The sequence below is a fragment of the Streptomyces sp. NPDC096310 genome (genome assembly GCF_044763125.1).
Classification (GTDB): domain Bacteria; phylum Actinomycetota; class Actinomycetes; order Streptomycetales; family Streptomycetaceae; genus Streptomyces.
Genome location: NZ_JBIWFO010000001.1, coordinates 723,051 through 740,345, shown reverse-complemented (window position 1 = coordinate 740,345; position 17,295 = coordinate 723,051). Strand labels below are relative to the sequence as shown.

General features: G+C 73.2%; 11 protein-coding genes and 1 pseudogene. 5 read left to right on the top strand and 7 right to left on the bottom strand.

Features of this window, described 5'->3' with window-relative positions; genetic code table 11:
• Nucleotides 1-41: 41 nt before the first annotated feature.
• A complete protein-coding gene (locus ACIQ7D_RS02970; RefSeq protein ID WP_403932927.1) occupies nucleotides 42-6,677 on the top strand; it encodes a beta-ketoacyl synthase N-terminal-like domain-containing protein in 6,636 nt (2,211 codons plus the stop codon).
• Nucleotides 6,678-6,793: 116 nt separating this feature from the next.
• Nucleotides 6,794-7,027, top strand: a pseudogene (locus ACIQ7D_RS02965) (IS5/IS1182 family transposase); the annotation flags it as partial.
• Between the two features lie 199 nt (nucleotides 7,028-7,226).
• On the opposite strand, the gene ACIQ7D_RS02960 reads toward ACIQ7D_RS02965, so the two are convergent.
• Nucleotides 7,227-8,642, bottom strand: coding sequence for a hypothetical protein (locus tag ACIQ7D_RS02960; protein WP_403932924.1), 1,416 nt, complete (start codon nucleotides 8,640-8,642; stop codon nucleotides 7,227-7,229).
• A 114-nt stretch (nucleotides 8,643-8,756) separates the two neighbouring features.
• On the opposite strand from ACIQ7D_RS02960, the gene ACIQ7D_RS02955 reads away from it, so the two are divergent.
• The gene (locus tag ACIQ7D_RS02955; protein ID WP_403932922.1) at nucleotides 8,757-9,995 is read left to right on the top strand and encodes a molybdopterin-dependent oxidoreductase; all 1,239 of its coding nucleotides are present in this window, start codon (nucleotides 8,757-8,759) and stop codon (nucleotides 9,993-9,995) included.
• Nucleotides 9,996-10,311: 316 nt separating this feature from the next.
• Here the strand turns inward: ACIQ7D_RS02955 and ACIQ7D_RS02950 are convergent, their stop codons facing one another.
• From ACIQ7D_RS02950 to ACIQ7D_RS02940, 3 genes are read right to left on the bottom strand one after another with little or no spacing between them, the layout of a single operon-like run.
• Nucleotides 10,312-11,058 carry a class I SAM-dependent methyltransferase gene (locus tag ACIQ7D_RS02950; protein ID WP_403932919.1) on the bottom strand — a complete coding sequence of 249 codons (747 nt, stop codon included), beginning with the start codon at nucleotides 11,056-11,058 and terminating at the stop codon, nucleotides 10,312-10,314.
• A complete protein-coding gene (locus tag ACIQ7D_RS02945) occupies nucleotides 11,055-11,675 on the bottom strand; it encodes a DUF2064 domain-containing protein (RefSeq protein WP_403932916.1) in 621 nt (206 codons plus the stop codon). Before ACIQ7D_RS02945 ends, ACIQ7D_RS02950 begins: the two co-directional genes overlap by 4 nt.
• On the bottom strand, nucleotides 11,672-12,370 hold the full coding sequence (locus tag ACIQ7D_RS02940) for a glycosyltransferase family 2 protein (RefSeq protein ID WP_403932913.1): 699 nt from the start codon (nucleotides 12,368-12,370) through the stop codon (nucleotides 11,672-11,674). The genes ACIQ7D_RS02945 and ACIQ7D_RS02940 overlap by 4 nt, the downstream gene beginning before the upstream one ends.
• Before the next feature lie 122 nt (nucleotides 12,371-12,492).
• Here ACIQ7D_RS02940 and ACIQ7D_RS02935 point away from each other — a divergent pair, with 122 nt between their 5' ends.
• Complete coding sequence (locus tag ACIQ7D_RS02935) at nucleotides 12,493-13,239, top strand: response regulator transcription factor (protein WP_403932910.1); 747 nt, start codon at nucleotides 12,493-12,495, stop codon at nucleotides 13,237-13,239.
• A complete protein-coding gene (locus ACIQ7D_RS02930) occupies nucleotides 13,232-14,347 on the top strand; it encodes a sensor histidine kinase (RefSeq protein ID WP_403932907.1) in 1,116 nt (371 codons plus the stop codon). Before ACIQ7D_RS02935 ends, ACIQ7D_RS02930 begins: the two co-directional genes overlap by 8 nt.
• 116 nt (nucleotides 14,348-14,463) lie before the next feature.
• On the opposite strand, the gene ACIQ7D_RS02925 is transcribed toward ACIQ7D_RS02930, so the two are convergent.
• The 3 genes from ACIQ7D_RS02925 to ACIQ7D_RS02915 all read right to left on the bottom strand — a co-directional run bounded on the left by ACIQ7D_RS02925 (nucleotide 14,464) and on the right by ACIQ7D_RS02915 (nucleotide 17,195).
• Entirely contained in the window at nucleotides 14,464-15,465 is a 1,002-nt protein-coding gene (locus ACIQ7D_RS02925) for an NAD-dependent epimerase/dehydratase family protein (RefSeq protein ID WP_403932904.1), read from the bottom strand.
• A gap of 199 nt (nucleotides 15,466-15,664) precedes the next feature.
• A complete protein-coding gene (locus tag ACIQ7D_RS02920; protein ID WP_403932901.1) occupies nucleotides 15,665-16,207 on the bottom strand; it encodes an NADPH-dependent F420 reductase in 543 nt (180 codons plus the stop codon).
• Between the two features lie 55 nt (nucleotides 16,208-16,262).
• On the bottom strand, nucleotides 16,263-17,195 hold the full coding sequence (locus ACIQ7D_RS02915; RefSeq protein WP_403932898.1) for an NAD-dependent epimerase/dehydratase family protein: 933 nt from the start codon (nucleotides 17,193-17,195) through the stop codon (nucleotides 16,263-16,265).
• Nucleotides 17,196-17,295 lie beyond the last annotated feature (100 nt).

The window sequence follows — 17,295 nt, the reverse complement described above, 5'->3', positions numbered from 1 at the left end:
TCCCAGCCCCTGCCCCTGCCCCTGCCCGAGGTGAGCCCCGTATGGAATTCGAACCGATCGCCGTCGTCGGCCGGGGGTGTGTACTGCCCGACGCGCTCGATCCGGACACGTTCTGGGAGAACATCGCGGCGGGCCGCGGCAGCCTGTCGGCCGTCCCCGAGGGCCGGTGGCGGCTGCCGCACCGCTGGGCCATGGGCTCGGTGGACGACCATCTCGACCGTACCTATTCCGAAGTCGGCGGATACGTAAAGGGGTTCGAGTCCGTCTTCGACCCGAGCGGCTTCCGGATCGCCCCCGAGCGGATCCTGTCGCTGGACCCGCTCTTCCACTGGGTCATGTACGGCGTCCGCCAGGCCCTCACGGAGGCGGGGCGCGAGGGCCCGTTGCCGCGCGCGGGGCTGGTGCTGGGAAATCTGTCCTACCCCACGCCCCTGGGGGCGGCCTTCGCCGAACACGTCTGGCTCTGCGCGCAGCGCCCCCCGGTCCGTGACGCGCTGCCGGCGGGAGCGGACCGGGTACGGCCCGACGCCCGTAACCGCTTCTCGTCCGGACTGCCCGCCCGCCTCGCGGCCCGGGCGCTCGGACTCGGCGCGGGCGCGTGGTCCCTCGACGCCGCCTGCGCCTCCTCGCTGTACGCGATCAAGCTGGCGTGCGACCGGCTGCACGACGGCACGGCGGACCTGATGGTGGCAGGAGCGGTCAGCCGGACCGACCCCCTCTATCTGCATGTGGGGTTCTGCGGGCTGTCCGCGACGAGCCGTACGGGGCGCAGCCGGCCCTTCCACCGGGACGCGGACGGGCTGGTGCACGGCGAGGGCGCCGGGTTCGTCGCCCTGGCACGGCTCTCCGAGGCGCGCGCCGCCGGGCTTCCCGTGCTCGGTGTGATCCGTGGTGTCGGGCTGTCCAACGACGGGCGCGGCGCCGGGCTGATCAGCCCGGCGGAGGAAGGCCAGGTACGGGCCATGCGGCTGGCGTACGACATGGCGGGCCTCGCGCCCGGGACCGTGTCGCTCGTCGAGTGCCACGCGACGGGGACACCGGTCGGGGACGCGGTGGAGGCGCGCGCCATGGCCCGGGTCTTCGGGACCGGTGATGACGTGCCGATCGGCTCCGTGAAGTCGAACGTGGGCCATCTGCTGGCCTCGGCGGGGGTGGCGGGGCTGCTGAAGGTGCTCGGCGCGCTGGGTACGGGGATCCGCCCGGCGACGCTCGGCGCCGACCGTCCGCTGGACGCGCTGGCGGGCACGCCGCTGCGGGTGCTGACCGCGCCGGAGCCGTGGCCGGGGCCGCGCAGGGCGGCGGTGAGCGCGTTCGGATTCGGCGGGACGAATGCCCATCTGATCGTGGATCTCCCGGACGAGGACGCCCCGGCGTCCGCCGTACGGTCTCCGGCCACCGTACGGTCTCCGGCCCGCCCGGTGTCGGCCCCGCCCGCCCCGGCCCCGGAAGACGCCCTGGCCCCGGTGCGGGACGCGCCGGGCGGCCGTGGTCCGGTGGCGATCGTCGCCCTGGGCGCCCGGGTCGGCGACGGGACGTGCGCCGAGGACTTCCGCCGGGCGGTGCTGGGCGGCGAACGGCGCGGCGCCGCCTCGGAGATCGCGGTGGAACTGGCGGACCTGTGTTTCCCGCCGCTCGCCCTGGAGCGGACCGTACGCCATCAGCTCCTGGTGCTGGAGGCCGCCCGGGAGGCCGCGGGGGCGGTGTCCCTGCCTCGCGAGCGGACCATGGTGGTCGTGGGTATGGGGGTGGATCCGGAAGTGGCGCGGGCGGGGGCGCGCTGGCGAGTTCCGTACTGGCTGGAGCAGGCGCGGCCGGCCGACGCGGTACCGGCCGCGGGCCCCGCCCGGGACGCGTTCGTGGGGCCCATGACCGCGGAGGCGGTGGTGGGCAGCATGCCGAATCTGGTGGCGAACCGCATCAGCACCCAACTCGACCTGGCGGGAGCGAGTTTCGCGGTGTCGGCGGAGGAGGCGTCCGGTCTGGTGGCGCTGGAGGTCGCGGCCCGGGCCGTCCGGGCGGGAGAGGCTGACGCGGCGCTCGTGGGTGCCACCGATCTGTCCCATGAAGTGGTCCACCGGGCCGCGCTGCGGGAGCTGGGGCACGAGAGCGAACCGGGGGACGCCGCCGTCGTCCTGGTCCTCAAGTCCCTGGAGACCGCCCGCGAGGACGGCGACACCGTCATCGCCCTGCTCGACGAGGAACCTGTCAACTCCCCAGCCTCCACTCCCTCCTCCGGTCCCGCCGATATGCCCGACATGGTCATCGGGGACGGTCCGGACGCGGTGTTCGACCCGGCGTCGTCCTTCGGCCGCGCACACGCCGCGTACGGGCTGGTCTCCGTCGCGGTCGCCGCGCTCGCGCTCCAGCACCGTGCGGTGCCGCGTCCCGGCCGGCCCGCGGACGCGGCGGCCGTCGCGCGTACCGCGAGGGTCGTGGTCACACCGCTGGAGGGGCCCGCCGCGAGCGCCCGGCTGCGCGCGGGGGACGCCCGGCCATGGCTGCGGGGCCCGGCTCCGCGCCTGTATGTCTTCTCCGGAGCCGACCGCCGGGAGGTGCTGGCGGCGCTGGAGTCCGGTACGCGGTCCGCCGCGGGACCGGCCCGGCTGGCGCTCGTGGTCGACGACGACGCCGCGCTGCCGGGCCGCGAGGAGGCCGCCCGACGCTGGCTGACCGAAGGCGGGATCCGTCCGCCGGATGTGCTGTACCGGGACGAGCCGGTCGTGGGGCGGACGGCGTTCGTCTACACCAACGGCTCGGCCGCATACCCGGGTATGGGCCACGAGCTGATGCTCGCGCTGCCGTCCCTCGGGGAGGCCGTCCGGGCCGGGCATGGGAGGACCGGCACACGGCTGCGGTCCCCGACGGAGCGGGGCGTGTTCGGCCAGATCTGGGACGCCGCCGAACTCGCCGTATTCCACACCGTGTTCACCCGGGAGGTGCTCGGGCTGCGGCCGGACGCCGCTGTCGGGTACTCCTCGGGCGAGTCGGCCGCGCTGGTCGCGCTGGGGGCCTGGCCGGACTCCGCCGGACTGTACGAAGCCACCCTGGCCAGCGGTCTGTTCACGACGGAGCTGACCGGTGAACTCCGGGCGGTGAGACGCCACTGGGAGCGCCTTGGCGTCCGGGGCTCCCAGTGGGCCGCCTATCTGGTGAACGCGCCCCTGGAGGCGGTCCGTACGGAGCTGGCCGGTGAGGTCGCGGTCCACCTGATGGCGGTGAACGCGCCCGGGGTCTGTGTCATCGGCGGCGAGTCCCGTGCGTGCGCGGCCACCGTGGCCCGGCTCGGCGCCGACCGTGCGATCGAGCTGGACTACGAACTGGCCGCCCATGCACCGGAGTTGTCGGAGGTCCGTACGGCATGGCGCGCGGTGCACCACCGCCCCACCGTCGATGTCCCCGGGGTACGGTTCTACAGCGGGGCCACCGGACAGTCGTACCGGCCGACGGCCGAGCGGGCGGCCGAGGCGCTCACCGCGCAGGGGCTGAACACGATCGACTTCGCGGCCACGGTCGAGCAGGCCTGGGCCGACGGTGTCCGGATCTTCGTGGAGCACGGGCCTCGCAGACTGTGCACCGGCTGGGTCAAGCGGGTGCTCGGCGACCGGGACCATGTGGCCGTCGCCCTGGACGCCCCGGGCGACACCGGGCTGCGGCAGCTCTGCCTCGCGGTCGCCGAACTTGTCGTCGCGGGGGTACCGGTACGCGCCGACGAGCTGTTCGCCCACCTCGCGGACGCGGCCACCGAGCTCCGGTGCCCGGGGCCCGCCGTCACCGTTGCCGTACCCGCGACTCCCTGTCTGCCGCCGCCGTCCCCGGAGCCGGCGGTGGTGACCCTGCCCCGGGCCCCCGAACTGGCGCCGGTGCCGAACCGGGAGGCCGGCCGGCCCGGCGCGCCGGGCCGCGGGCCTTCCGCGGGAGCGGCGGAGGAGGGAGCGGCGACGGCCGCGGGAGCGGGAGCGGCGACGGTCCGTGCCGCGGTCGTCCGGCAGAGCCTGCGGGTTGCCGCGCTGCACCAGGAGATCATGGCCGTACACACCGAGGCCCACCAGCGGTTCCTGCGGATGTCGGCCCTCGCCGTCACCGCGCTGACGGCTGCCGGGCCCGCCCCCGCGCGGGCGTCCGGCCTTCCGGCGCCGCGTCCGGCCGCCGGGGCGCTCGATCCCGTACATCCCGAGCGGCCGCCGGGAACCCCACCGGCGCGCGCCCAACTCGTTCGGCCGGGGCCGAAGTTCGACCGCGCGCAGCTCGAACACCTTGCCTCCCGGGAGATCTCCGCGCTGTTCGGCCCCCGGTTCGCCGAGCAGGACGCGTACGCGGTACAGACCCGGATGCCCGCGCCGCCCATGCTGTTCGCGGACCGGGTCACCGGCATCGACGCGGTCCCGGCGGCGCTCGCCGCGTCCGATCCGGTACGCACCGACGGGAGGATCTGGACGGAGACCGATGTCCTGCCCGGCAGTTGGTATCTGGACTCCACCGGGCGCATGCCGGCCGGGCTGCTGATCGAGGCGGGCCAGGCGGACCTACTTCTGCTCAGTTGGCTGGGCGTCGATCTCCTCAACCGGGGCGAGCGCGCCTACCGGCTGCTCGGCTGCGAGGTGACGTACCACGGCAGCCCGCCGGAGGCGGGAGACACCCTGTGCTACGAGATCTCCATCGACGGCCACGCGGAGCACGACGGTGTCCGACTGGCCCTCTTCCACTACGAGTGCTTCGTGGACGGCGAGTTACGGCTGAGCGTCCGCGAGGGCCAGGCCGGGTTCTTCACCCCGCGGGAGCTGGCCGGCGGTGGCGGTGTGCGGTGGGACCCGGCCGAACACCCGCCCGGTGACGGTCCCCCGCTCGATCCGCCCACCGTACGGTGCGGGCTGGCCCGTTTCGGCACGGAACGCGTCTCGGCCCTGGCCCAGGGCCGGCCGGCGGACTGCTTCGGGCCGGGCTGGGAGGCGACGGCTGCCCAGGTCCGCCCGCCCGGGCTCGACGACGGCCGGCTGCGGCTGATCGACGAGGTGACGGCGTTCGACCCGGCGGGAGGGCCGTGGGGCCGCGGCTATCTGCGCGCCGAGACCCCGCTGTCGCCGGACGACTGGTTCTTCGAGGGGCACTTCAAGAACGACCCCTGCATGCCGGGCACCCTGATGCTCCAAGGGGGTCTCCAGGCGATGGCGTTCTACCTGGCGGCCATGGGCTTCACCGTGGACCGGGACGGCTGGCGCTTCGAGCCGGTCGACGGCCACCCCTGCCGGACGATGTGCCGGGGCCAGGCCACCCCGTCCGGCCGGCGGGTCGTCTACGAGGTGTTCGTACGCAGCGTCTCGGCCGGCCCGGTGCCCACGCTGTACGCGGATGTGCTGGGCTCGGTGGACGGCGCGAAGGCGTTCCTGGGCCGTGATGTGGCGCTGCGGTTGGTGCCCGACTGGCCGCTCTCGCACTGGCGGCACTCGGGCCCGCCCACCGTACGGACCGACGCCGCGCCGGTGCCGCTCCCCCTGCTCGGCGGGCTGGCCGGGCACCGGGAGGAGAAGCCAGTGGCGGTGGCGTCCGACGGACTCCCCTTGGGCTACGCCTCGCTGCTGGCGTGCGCCTGGGGCAGACCGAGTGAGGCGTTCGGCGCCGCGTACGAGCCCTTCGACGGCGCCCGGAGGGTCGCGCGGCTGCCGGGCCCCCCGTACCACTTCATGAGCCGGATCGTCGCGGTGGACGGACCGCAGTGCGGTATGCGGGAGGGCAGCGGTGTCGTCGCGGAGTACGACGTACCCGCGCGGGCCTGGTACTTCGAGCAGAGCGGCGGCCGTGCGATGCCGTTCGCCGTCCTCATGGAGATCGCGCTGCAACCCTGCGGGTGGCTGGCCTCGTACGTGGGCAGCGCGCTGACCAGCGACACGGATCTGCTGTTCCGCAACCTCGACGGCACGGGGACGGTCAGCGGCGAGGTCACCCCGGCTACGGCCACGGTCCGCACCCATGCCGTACTGACCCGTGTCTCCCGCAGCGGAGACATGATCGTCGAGTCCTTCCGGGTGACATGCACGGCCGACGGCGCGCCGCTGTGCGAACTCTCCACGGTCTTCGGCTACTTCCCGCCGTCGTCCTTCGACCACCAGCCGGGCCTCGTGGTGGCGGCCGAGGACCGGGCCCGGCTCGACGAGCCCTGCGGACATACGGTCGATCTGACCGGGCGGCCGGCCCGGTACTTCGCCGGGGAACCACGGCTGCCGGGCCCGATGCTGCTGATGCTCGACCGGATCACCGGCTTCTGGCCGGAGGGGGGCCGCGCGGGGCTCGGCCGGCTGCGGTCGGAGAAGGACGTGGTCCCCGACGAGTGGTTCTTCCGCGCGCATTTCTTCCAGGACCCGGTGCAACCGGGGTCGTTGGGACTGGAGGCCATGTGCCAGTTGCTCCAGTTCCATCTGCTCGAACGCGGCGCCGCCGACGGTGTCCCGCGCCCCCGGTTCGAACCGGTGCTGCCCGGCCGCGAGACGGCCTGGACGTACCGCGGCCAGATCACCCCGGCCAGCCGGCTGATCCGGGTGGACATGGACATCGTCGAGTCCGGTACGGACACGCGGGGCCCGTATGCGCTGGCGGACGCGTCGCTGTGGGGTGACGGCACCTGCATCTACCGGGTGCGCGGACTGGGCATGCGGGTGGTCTCCGACACCGGTACCGGGGACTGAACGGCTCGCGCGGGACCGCCACCGGCCGGATCCCGGTGCTACGCCCCGGCTGAGGCGGGTGAACAGTCCCCGGTGTGCCCATCCTGTCCTGCGCAGCCCCGGCCGCCGAATCGTCCGCCGCCGCGGCCCGGCTCGCGGCGAACACCAGTCGCTGGTTCCGCGAACGGGCTTGCGTGCACTGCCTGGCACGCGACGCCGGAATCTCCCAGGACACCGGCTACCGCTACCTGCACGAGGGCATCAGCGTGCTCGCCGAGCAGGCCCCGGACCTGCACGACGTGCTGGACCGCTGCCGACGGGAAGGCATGACGCACATCACCCTGGACGGCACCCTCATCGCCTCCGACCGTCTCGCGCGCCGCACTCGTTCTCAACGCAACCTGGAAGTGATCTTCGCTGAGAAAACCTCACTGACCGGCCTCCGCTCGACGGGGAGTTCTCCCGCCGGCCGTCCGCCGTGAAAGCCCGCCGCCCTCCGGTGACTTACCGGAGGGCGGCGCCGGTCCGGGCCCGCCTGCCTCCGGGCGACGTTCGGGCAACCGCCGTCGGTCACCAGCCGGTCATCAGCGCATGGTTGAGGAGCAGTGCGAGTACGGCCTGGGCGGTGAGCCACAGGCGTGGGCGGGTGAGGAAGGCGCAGGAGACGAGCAGCCAGAGGGCGAAGGGGAGCCAGATGCGTTCCGTCTCGGCCTTGCTCATGCCGGAGAGGTCGGCGACCACGAGGGCGAGGAAGACGCCGGCCAGCAGGAACGCGAGGCGGGCGTCGGCGTCGGCCCGGTAACCCGAGCCGCCCCTGTGCGCGAGGGGTCTGCCACGCCTGAGGACCAGTACCGCGGCCGAGCGCCGCAGGCCCGCCGTCGTCGCCGGACCGGTGATGAGTACGGTGCAGGCGAGGTTGGCCCAGATCCAGTAGCCGTAGGGGCGGATACCGCCCGCGCCCTGGTAGTAGCGGGTGACCAGCAGGTGGTACGCCTCCCACCAGTCGAACCCGGCGAGCGTGAAGGCCGTCGGGACCACGGCCAGCCCGGCACACAACGGCAGCAGGAGTACCGGACGCCGCCGGATTCCGTGGTGGCCCAGGGTGAGGACGGCCGCCCCGATCAGTGCGAAGAGAGTGAGGCCGTAGGAGAGATAGCAGGTCAGGCCGAACAGCACTCCGGACGCCCCGGCCGCCACAAGGGAACCCCGGGTGACCGCGAGCGCCAGCAGCGCCACCGCCCAGGCCGCCACCGCCGCGAAGTACGCGTCGGCCGAGGTGCCCATCCACACCGCGGCCGGTGCCAGGGCGAGAAAGGGGGCCGCGCGCCGCGCCAGGCGCTCGTCGGCCAGGGCACGGATCGCGATCAGCACGGCCACACAGGCCGTCCCGCCGAGAGTGATGCACCAGACTCCGGCCCAGCCGCCGCCGCGCAGCCCGATCCGGTCGAGCAGGACGAAGGTGAGAGGGGCTGCCGGGGGGTGGCCGGCGACATGGGCGGGCCAGTTGTCGGGGGAGCCGATGAGTATGTGATGGGTGAAGTCGCGCAGGGTGGCCGGGATGTCGTGGAAGCGGTCGATGACCTGAAGGTATTCGTAGCGTGTTGTGAGCCGGACGGCTATGCCGCGGTGCCAGCCGTCGATCAGTGCGAGGGAGTAGATCCAGGCCGTGGCCGTGCCCCAGACCAGCGGGAGCAAGGTCCGCCAGGGGAGCCGGGCCGCCAGTGCGGGGCCGTACGCCACGGTGGCGGCCGCGACGAGTACGGCAGCAGGGGTGCCGGGGCCCAGGTGCGGTCCCCAGGATGCCAGCAGGGGCGGCCAGCCGACGGACAGGGTGTGGCGGGTGTCCTGGATGTGGCGGCCGATCAGCACGGCCGCTGTCACCAGCAGGGCGGCGGCCCCGGCGGCGTACAGGTCATGGCGCGGGCCGCGGGAGGGACCGCGGGAGCGTGGGGCGCTCGGTTCGGCGGTAGGCGGGGTGTGGGTCACGTCCGGAACGCTAGGCCGGGTGGACGGCGACAGGGCGCGCCCCGGGCCGGACGTCAGCGTTTCGTCATGAGTCACGGCCGCTTTCGTGGGGTGGTCCCGGCCTACGGTCGGGTCATGCGAGACGACCCGCCTCTTCCCTCCTCGCCCGCCTTCTGGCGCAGTCCGCTGCGCGGTCCCTGGTTCACCTCGGTGCTGGGCGTCGTCCTGCTCGTCGGCGTCACGGTGCTGTTCGTGACGGGCCTGATGTCGTACGCCGCCTACAACCCGGGCCTGTCGCCGGTGAACGACAAGACCCCGGACAAGGGGATCCTCGGCTTCTACCTCTTCGCCTGGCCGACCGCCCCGCACTGGCTGTACCGGCTGAACCAGGGCGTCCACGTCACCCTCGGCATCACCCTGATTCCCGTACTGCTGGCCAAGCTGTGGTCGGTGGTGCCCAGGCTGTTCGCGCTGCCGCCTGCCCGCTCGCTCGGCCACGCCCTGGAGCGGATCTCGTTGCTGCTGCTGGTCGGCGGCGGGCTGTTCGAGTTCGTGACCGGTGTTCTCAACGTCCAGCTCGACTACCTTTTCCCCGGCTCCTTCTACCCGCTGCACTTCTACGGCGCGTGGGTGTTCTGCGCGGCCTTCGTGACCCATGCGCTGCTCAAGACGCCCATGGCGCTGCGTAATCTGCGGCATCTGCGGGAGGAGCGGGAGGAGCGGAACGACCTGGTGTCGCCCCGCCCGGCCGAGCCCACCGTCTCCCGGCGCGGCGCCCTGTCCTTCGTCGGGGGCGGCTCGCTGCTGCTGTTCCTGACGACGGCGGGGCAGAGCTTCGACGGTCTGCGGCGCAGCGCCCTTCTCGCGCCGCACGGCGGAGCCGTCCCCGGCGGCGGACCGAACGGCTTCCAGATCAACAAGACCGCCGCGTACGCCGGTATCGAGGCGGTGGAGACCGGCGAGGACGCCTGGCGGCTCGTGGTCACGGGACGGACCGGCAGCGTCCGCCTCAGCCGCGCCCAGCTCGCGGAACTGCCCCTGAACAGCTCGGCGTTGCCCATCGCCTGCGTCGAGGGCTGGTCGACGTCCGACCAGTGGTGGCGCGGGGTACGGCTGTGTGACCTTGCCGCGCTCGTCGGGTACGACGGCGACCCTCCGGACCTCTTCGTGGAGTCCCTCCAGCGGCACGGCTCCTTCCGCCGCGCCGCCCTGCGCGCCAACCAGGTCGCCGACCCTCTTTCCCTGCTCGCCCTGTACGTCAACGGCGAGGACCTGTCCCCCGACCACGGCTTCCCGGCCCGGGTGATCGTGCCGGCCGCGCCCGGTGTGCTGAACACCAAGTGGGTGGCCCGGATGACGTTCGGAGACCTGTGATGCGCCGACCACGGATCCCTGTCGGAAGCCCTTCTCAACTTCTGCTGCCGACCTGCTCTTTCGCGCTCAGCGGCTACGCGGGCGTACGGCTCCTCGCGGACGACTGGTTCGGCGTCACGCTGTGGATCGTGGGCGCGGCGCTGCTCCACGACCTCGTCCTGCTGCCGCTGTACGTGGCGGCCGACCGGGCCGTCGTCCACGGACTGCGCGCGGCCGGCCGCCATGGGTGGACGATGTACGTGCGTGTCCCGGCCGCGCTCTCCTGTCTGCTGCTGCTCGTGTGGTTCCCGCTGATCAGCGGGATGGTGGAGGACCGCTACCGGTCGGCCACCGGGCTGTCGCCGGACGGCTTCCTCACTCGCTGGCTGCTGATCACCGCCGTCCTCTTCGGCGGCTCGGCGCTGTTGGTGGCCCTGCGGCTGCGCAGGGCCGCGAAGCGCCGGACACCGACGGCCCAGTGACCGACGCTCTCCCAGCCCGGCGCGTACCGCAACAGGGCCGGGGTGCCGAGCCGGGCCCAGGGAAAGGGGGCGCCGGCCGCCTGGGTCCCGGGGACACCGACCACGCGCACCCGGGCCCGTTCGTCGACATCCACCGGGTCGGTCTCGGCGAGGAGCAGACCGCCGGGGCGCAGAATGTCGGCGACCCTCGCCAGGAGCGCGCCCGGGTCGCCGCCGATGCCGACGTTGCCGTCCATGAGCAGGACGGTGCCCCAACGCCCCTCACCGGGCAGCGACTCGAAGACGGAGCGCCGGAGCGCCCGCCCGCCGAGTCGTAGGGTGTGGGCGACGGCGGCCTCGCTGACATCGATACCGAGAGCGGTCCGGCCCCGCGCGGTGAGTTCCGCCGCCAGCCGTCCGGGCCCGCAGCCCACGTCCAGCACCGGGCCCTCGCACCGGTCCAGAACGTCCAGATCGGCCGGGTCGGGGCGGGCGCACCAGCGTGCCACTTCCAGCGGCAGCAGCGAGCCGTCGTCGCCGCGCAGGAACAGCGGCCCCCCGCCCGCGCGCAGGGCCGCAGAGTAGGATTCGGCGGTCGCCCACGGGGGCACGGTGGTGCTCACCGGGGGCCCGTCGCCGACGCGCACCGGGCCAGTCCCGCGGCGAACCGGCCGCCGGGGGCCAGGGCGGCGACCGCGTGGGCGTCGGCGACGGTGTCGACGTCACGCAGGCGTGGCAGGTCGCGTACGCGCAGCCCGGCGGCGACCAGCCGTTCCCGCTGCACGGCCCCGGTGTCCGGTGCCGACATGGGCACGCCCCGCAGCAGGCCGGGAGCGGGCTCGGCCAGACCGAGTGCCCAGAAGCCGCCGTCCTCCGCGGGCCCGTAGTACGCGTCGCAGTCGGCGAAGTCCACGGTGAGCAGTTCCGGTGTCACCTGAGGGGTGTCCATGCCGATCAGCAGGGCCGGACCGGCACAGCGGGCGAAGGCGTCCGCCAGCCGCTCGTCCAGCCCGCCCGCGCACTGCGGTACGACGTCGAAGCCGGGCGGCAGCCAGGATCCGGGAGCGCCGTCGAGGACCAGGACGCGCCGCGACGCCGGTGTGGCCGCCACCGTGTGCAGGGTGTCGGCGAGCGCGGCTTCCGCCAGTTCCGCGGCCTCACCGGGGGTGAAGGGCGGGGTGAGCCGCGTCTTCACCCGGCCGGGCCGGGGCTCCTTGGCGATGACGAGGATGGTGGTCACCGCGGGCTTCCTCCTTCGTGTGCGGGGGTCTCCTGGAGGACGCGGCTCATGTCCCGGACCGCCTGCCAGGTCCCCCGCCAGGTGCCGGTCACCTTGGAGACGCCGCTGCGCGGCAGGTACGGCACGTCGTACTCGGCGATCCGCCAGCCCGCGTCGGCGGCCCGGACGACCATCTGCAGCGGGTAGCCGCTGCGCCGGTCGGTGAGACCGAGGGCGAGCAGCGGCTCACGGCGGGCGGCCCGCAGGGGTCCGAGGTCGTGCAGACGCAGCCCGGTGCGGCGGCGCAGCAGGCGCGCGAGGGTGAGGTTGCCCGCGCGTGCGTGCACCGGCCAGGCGCCTCGGCTCTGCGGCCGCCGCCGTCCGAGGACCAGGTCGGCCTCGTGGCGGCGGATCTCGTCGACGAAGCGCACGAGGAGTGAGGGGTCGAGGGAGGCGTCGCAGTCGCAGAAGCAGACGATGTCGGCGAGGGCCGCGGCGAGTCCGGCGTGGCAGGCCGCTCCGAAGCCCCGGCGCGGCTCGTGCACGACGGTCGCACCGAGCGAGCGGGCGATCTGTGCCGAACCGTCGGTGGAACCGTTGTCGACGACCAGGGCGCGCCAGCCGTCCGGGATCCGCGCGAGTACCCAGGGCAGGGCCTCGGCCTCGTTCAGGCAGGGGAGGACGACGTCCACGTCTCGTGGTGGTGGGAAGGTCACGGCTTCACCCTACGAACGAGATCCGGGCATTTCGGTCAGCCGGTCCTTACGAAACACGGACGTCGGCAGCCGGGCGGGGTCCGGCGCCGACGCAGGGGAGTGCGCGGTGCCAGGCTGGGGGCATGCATCAGCCGTACGAGCCCCTGAGAGCTCGATCCGGGAGCGGCCGGCCCTCGCGCGTCCTGGTCGTCGACGACGATCCGACCGTCTCCGAGGTCGTCGCCGGATACCTGGACCGCGCCGGATACGTCGTCGACCGGGCCGCCGACGGGCCCTCCGCCCTCACCCGGGCCGCCGCGCACCGGCCGGACCTGGTGGTGCTGGACCTGATGCTGCCCGGCATGGACGGCCTGGAGGTCTGCCGGCGGCTGCGGGGGCACAGGCCGGTGCCGGTCATCATGCTCACCGCTCGCGGTGACGAGGACGACCGTATTCTCGGATTGGAGGTCGGGGCCGACGACTACGTCACCAAGCCCTTCAGCCCACGGGAGCTGGTCCTGCGCGTGGAGTCGGTCCTGCGCCGCTCCCGGCCCGGCACGGGTACGGGCCCGCTCGGCGCGGCTGGACTCGCCGTCGACCCCGCGGCCCGCCGTGCCGCCAAGAACGGAGCCGAACTCGCGCTCACACTACGCGAGTTCGACCTGCTCTCCTTTTTCATGAGGCACCCCGGGCGCGCGTACAGCCGGGAGGATCTGATGCGGGAGGTGTGGGGCTGGGACTTCGGCGACCTGTCGACCGTCACGGTTCATGTCCGGCGCCTGCGCGGCAAGGTCGAGGACGACCCGGCCCGGCCCCGCATGATCCAGACCGTGTGGGGCGTGGGCTACCGCTTCGACCCCGGAAGCACCGAGGGGGACCGACGTGCGTGACACGCTCCTCATCGCTCTCTACGCCTTCGCCGGCGCCGCCTCCACCGGGCTGGCCGGGACGGGCGTGCTGCGGCTGCTACGACGTCGCTCGCTCACCGCCTCGCTCGCCGTAGTGGCGGCGGTCGGGGTACTGGCGATGCTCGCGGGCACCCTGGCCGTGGCACAGGCCATGTTCCTTTCCTCGCACGACCTGGCGGTGGTGACCACCGTGGTCGCCATGGCGGCCGTGGTGTCCCTGGCCACCGCTCTGCTGCTGGGCCGCTGGGTCGTCGCCCGCAGCCGTGAACTGGCCGTCGCGGCCCGCTCGTTCGGTGACGACGGAGACTTCGTCGCTCCCCACGGCCCGGCCACCGCCGAACTGGAGGCCCTCAGCCGGGAGCTGGCGGCCCGGAGCGCGAAGCTCGCCGAATCCCGGGCACGCGAGCGGGCGTTGGAGACCTCCCGGCGGGAACTGGTCGCCTGGATCTCGCACGACCTGCGCACCCCGCTGGCCGGCCTGCGCGCCATGTCGGAGGCCCTGGAGGACGGCGTCGCCGCGGACCCCGCCCGCTACCTCAGACAGATCCGCACCGAGGTCGAGCGCCTCAACGGCATGGTCGGCGACCTCTTCGAACTCTCCCGCATCCACGCCGGAACCCTCCCTCTGACGCCCTGCCGCATCTCCCTCTACGACCTGGTCGGCGACGCGCTGGCGGGAGCCGACCCGCTGGCAAGGGAACACGGGGTACGGCTGGTCGGCCACCGCGTCGAGCCCGTGCCGGTGGAGGTGGACGGCAAGGAGATGAGCCGCGTGCTGGGCAACCTGCTGGTCAACGCCATCCGGCGGACCCCGGCGGACGGCACCGTCGCGGTGGCCGCCGAGCGCGCGGCGGACGGTTCCGTGGTGCTGTTGTCCGTCACGGACGGCTGCGGCGGAATCCCGGAGGAGGACCTGTCGCGTGTCTTCGACACCGGCTGGCGCGGCACCGATGCCCGAACGCCCCCGGCGGGCGCGGGTCTGGGCCTCGCCATTGTGCGGGGCATCGTGGAGGCCCACCAGGGACGGGCCTCCGTGCGGAACATCCCGGGCGGCTGCCGCTTCGAGGTGACCCTGCCGGCGGCGCCCTGAGCGCCGTACCGGTGCGGCGGCCGCCCCGCCCGGGTGGAGGTGCGTCCCGCCGTCCGGACGGCGGGACGCACTCCGCCCGGGCGGGCGCGCCTCCCCCCGGCCCCCGCCGGATCCGGTCAGTCCCCGCGCAGTCCGGCCCGCGCGAACTCCCGCATCCCCTCCTCGAACCTCACCTCCGGCCTCCAGCCCAGCTCGGCGCGCAGCCGTGCGGAGTCCGCGGTGATGTGCCGGACGTCGCCCAGCCGGTACGCACCGGTGACGACCGGCTCGGGCCCACCGTGTGCGAGTGCCAGCGCCCACGCCATCTCGCCGACGGTGTGCGGCTCGCCGCTGCCGGTGTTGTAGACGGTCAGTGCACCGCCCGCCGTCCCGGCCGCCAGCGCGGCCACGTTGGCGGCGGCCACGTCCCGCACATGCACGAAGTCCCGCCGCTGCCGCCCGTCCTCGAAGACCCGCGGTGCCTCGCCCCGGGCCAGCGCCGAGCGGAAGAAGGAGGCCACCCCCGCGTACGGGGTGTCGCGGGGCATCCGGGGCCCGTACACGTTGTGGTAGCGCAACGACACCGCGGCCCCGCCCGTCGACCGGGCCCACGCGGCGGCCAGGTGCTCCTGCGCGAGCTTGGTCGTGGCGTACACGTTCCGCGGATCGGCCGGGGCGTCCTCACTGATCAGGGCGGGGTCCGGAGGCTCCCCGCACACGGGACACCGTGGCTCGAAACACCCCGCGTCCAGATCGGCGACGGCCCGCGGTCCGGGCCGTACGACACCGTGCCGCGGGCACGCGTACCGCCCTTCCCCGTACACGACCATCGACCCCGCCAGCACGAGACGCGGCACACCGGCCGCCGCCATCGCGGCGAGCAGTACGGCGGTTCCGAGGTCGTTGTGCGAGACGTACTCCGCCGCGTCGGCGACCCCGTCGCCCAGCCCGACCATCGCCGCCTGATGGCACACGGCGTCGACACCGGTGAGCGCCCGGGCGATGGCCGCCGGGTCGCGCACATCGGCGCCGGGATCACCACGGACGTCGTACACCACAGCCTTGTGCCCGCGCTCCCTCAGCGCCTCGACGACATGGGACCCGATGAATCCGGCACCGCCGGTGACCAGTACGCGCATACGGCCACGCTAGATCCGCGGCGACACCGAGCGCGGTGATCCGCCGGGGAACGTCACCCTTCGGTAAGGCGCGGAAGGTCTCCTCCGTCGGCCGCCCGTCCTGAACCGCCGGAGCACGCTCTCGAACTGCCGCCATGGCTCAGGGTGGCGGCCCGTACCCACCGATCGGCGGGTACGGGCCGATGAACTCCCACGTCGATCAGAGCTCGCCCGGTACGGCGAACCGGTAGAACACTCCCCCGACCGGCTGGATGCCCATGAGCAGCCAGACCGCGTTCTCGAAGTCGCGGGCTCGTGAGAGATCACCAACGCGCACCGGGTCGTAGCCGGCGTCGCGGATGAGCTGCTCGGTGACCTCGCGGGCGCCCTCGTCGGCGACGTACCAGTTGCTCGGTCGCACTCGCTGCTCGCGCACCGCGCCGAACAGCGCACCGAAGTTCATGTTGAAGCTCTTGGCCACCGGGGCGTGGGTGAAGGACTTCACCTCCTCGGCGTACGACGGGAAGTCACCATGACGCGCCGGCATGATGTTGGTCGCATCGATGGCGATCTTCCCCTCCAGCCCCGTCACCTTGCTCAGGGCGACCGAGATCTTTGCGCCGGGTACCGCAACCAGGACGACTTCCGCGTCCGATGCGTCCCCACCGTCACGGCCGAGCTCTTCGACCTCGTGGCCCGCGGTCCGCCACAGGCCGGCCAGACCTCCGCCGATCATTCCTCTTCCGATCGTGACGATCTTCATTTATGTCTCTCTCCAGTTGAACGTTGACATGTGTCGGTTGAACGTGGATGACGGTTCACGGGTGGCCGACGGCCACCGAATCCCTGACGGCGTCCAGCCCTGTAGCGTGCGAAACAACGGGCTCGTAGCCGAGTTCGGCCACGGCCTTGTCCGTCCGCAGGACGCATGGCTGGCCGAGGAACCATCGGGCGGGAACGGGGACCTCGCGGGCGGCGGTCTCCGCGTCGAGGTCGGGGATCGGCGTATCGACGCCATAGATCCCGAACATGGTCTCCAGGAACTCACGCAGGACGACGCGGTGCCGGTCGGTGACAAAGTAGGCCTGGCCTGGTCGGCCGCGCCGCCAACCGAGCATGAGGCCTTCGACAGCGTTGTCGACGAATGTGACGTCAGTTGTGTGCCGGCCTCCGTCGATCCAGGCGAACCGCCCCGCCTTCACCGCAGCCACCAGGCCTTCGATGAGGATGCTGTTGGGGCCCCAGACGAACCTCGGGCGGATCGAGACGGTGGCGAAGCCGGGGGCATTCGCGTCGAGCACGATCTTCTCCGCAACGGCCTTCACCGCGCTGTAGGCGGCTTGCGAGTCCGGTCGCAGCAGTGCGGTCTCGTCGATGTCCAGGAGCGGGTCGCCGGCGAGGAGCGCGGCTTCGCTCCCGCAGTGGACGAACCGAGGAACCTCCGCGTAGCGGGCCGCGTCGACGGCTGCCTGGGTTCCGCGAACCGTCGCACGCTCATGACGCTCACGGTCAGCGGTGATGTCCGTCTCGGCCGCGAGGTGAAACACCACATCGCTGCCCGTTACCTGATTCCGCCATGTGGCCGGGTCGGTCAAGTCGCCTCGCACCGGCGTCGCGCCCAGTACCGATGCCTTCTCGGCCGACGCCTCACTTCTGACCAGTACGCGGACCGAGTGCCCCTGGTCGAGGAGCCGACGCACCAGCACCTGCCCGATGAACCCCGAACCGCCCGTGACGAACGTCCGCGCCATGAAACTCTCCTTCGTCGGTTGCGGCCCTCCTCGCAAGACGTGGACGAGAAGGCGCCATCGGTTGCAGCGATCAGGGCTCCCGAGCTCTTCCCTCCATGAC

What these genes read in the sequence shown, in the direction of transcription:
- ACIQ7D_RS02970 (WP_403932927.1), top strand. Translation starts at nt 42, where the DNA reads ATGGAATTCGAACCGATCGCCGTCGTCGGCCGGGGGTGTGTACTGCCC.
- ACIQ7D_RS02955 (WP_403932922.1), top strand. Translation starts at nt 8,757, where the DNA reads ATGCGAGACGACCCGCCTCTTCCCTCCTCGCCCGCCTTCTGGCGCAGT.
- ACIQ7D_RS02935 (WP_403932910.1), top strand. Translation starts at nt 12,493, where the DNA reads ATGCATCAGCCGTACGAGCCCCTGAGAGCTCGATCCGGGAGCGGCCGG.
- ACIQ7D_RS02925 (WP_403932904.1), bottom strand. Translation starts at nt 15,465, where the DNA reads ATGCGCGTACTGGTCACCGGCGGTGCCGGATTCATCGGGTCCCATGTC.
- ACIQ7D_RS02920 (WP_403932901.1), bottom strand. Translation starts at nt 16,207, where the DNA reads ATGAAGATCGTCACGATCGGAAGAGGAATGATCGGCGGAGGTCTGGCC.
- ACIQ7D_RS02915 (WP_403932898.1), bottom strand. Translation starts at nt 17,195, where the DNA reads ATGGCGCGGACGTTCGTCACGGGCGGTTCGGGGTTCATCGGGCAGGTG.